This is a genomic window from Elstera litoralis, from assembly GCF_000963705.1.
Lineage (GTDB): Bacteria > Pseudomonadota > Alphaproteobacteria > Elsterales > Elsteraceae > Elstera > Elstera litoralis.
Genome location: NZ_LAJY01000043.1, coordinates 1 through 1,351, shown reverse-complemented (window position 1 = coordinate 1,351; position 1,351 = coordinate 1). Strand labels below are relative to the sequence as shown.

Here is a 1,351-nt window from a genome sequence, read left to right as displayed (position 1 = left end):
ATCGGGAATTATCTTCAGTTCGATTTCGGCAAGAGCTTCTTCCGCGACCGCAGCGTTATCGATCTGGTCATCGATAAGCTGCCCGTCTCGCTGTCCCTGGGGCTCTGGACGCTGCTGCTGACCTATGGCGTCTCCATCCCGCTCGGCATCGCCAAAGCGGTGCGCGACGGCAGCCGCTTCGACGTGATAACGAGCGTCGCCGTGATCGTCGGTTATGCCGTACCCGCCTTTCTGTTTGCGGTGCTGCTGATCGTGCTGTTCGCGGGCGGCTCGTTCCTGTCGATCTTCCCCTTGCGCGGCCTTGTTTCCGATAATTGGGAAAGCCTGTCGCTCGGCGGGAAGATTCTTGATTACTTCTGGCATCTCGCCTTACCGCTTACGGCGATGCTGATCGGCGGCTTTGCCAGCCTGACGCTGCTGACCAAAAATAGCTTCATCGATGAAATCGGCAAAGCCTATGTGCTGACGGCGCGGGCCAAGGGCTTGCGGGAAAATCAGGTGCTCTACGGCCACGTCTTCCGCAATGCCATGTTGCTGGTGATTGCCGGGTTTCCGGCGGCTTTCATTGCGACGCTCTTCACCTCCTCCCTGCTGATCGAGGTGATTTTCTCGCTCGATGGCTTGGGGTTGCTCGGGTTCGAGGCCACCACCAGCCGCGATTATCCGGTGATGTTCGGCACGCTCTACGCTTTCACCCTGCTCGGGCTGTTGCTGCAACTGCTGGGGGATCTGGTCTTCACCTGGATCGATCCGCGCATCGATTTTAACCGGCGGGAGGGGTAATGCGCCCGATCACCCGCCGCCGCCTGCTCGCGTTCAAAGCCAACCGCCGGGGCTTTTGGTCCTTATGGATTTTCCTGGCGATTTTTCTACTGTCCCTGGGCGCGGATCTGATCGCCAACGATAAGCCGCTGCTGGTTCGCTACGATGGCGGCTGGTACGTGCCGGTGGTCAAGGTCTATGCCGAAACCACTTTCGGCGGCGATTTCCCGACCGAAGCCGATTACCGCGCCCCAGAGGTGCAGGCCTTGATCCAGGAAAAAGGCTGGATGCTCTGGCCGCTGGTGCCCTACCGCTACGATACTGTGATTGAAGACCTCGACCGTCCCGCGCCCGTCCCGCCGAACCGGCAGCAGTGGTTGGGGACTGACGATCAAGCGCGCGATTTGGTGGCGCGGCTGCTCTATGGGCTTCGCGTGTCGTTGCTGTTCGGTTTGATTCTCGCCAGTGTCAGCGCCGTCATCGGCATCGCGGCGGGGGCCGTGCAGGGCTATTATGGCGGGCTGACCGATCTGCTGTTCCAGCGCTTCATCGAAGTCTGGAGCGGTTTGCCGGTGCTTTACTTGCTCAT

At 60.3% G+C, this 1,351-nt stretch carries 1 protein-coding gene and 1 pseudogene; both read left to right on the top strand.

All coding sequences use genetic code 11. The features are described from left to right. Window positions 1-783: ABC transporter permease subunit (locus VZ95_RS02550; protein WP_045774483.1), on the top strand; the 783-nt coding region annotated here is incomplete at its 5' end. After that, a pseudogene (locus VZ95_RS02545) lies at window positions 783-1,351 on the top strand (ABC transporter permease); the annotation flags it as partial. The gene VZ95_RS02550 and the pseudogene VZ95_RS02545, both read left to right, overlap by 1 nt.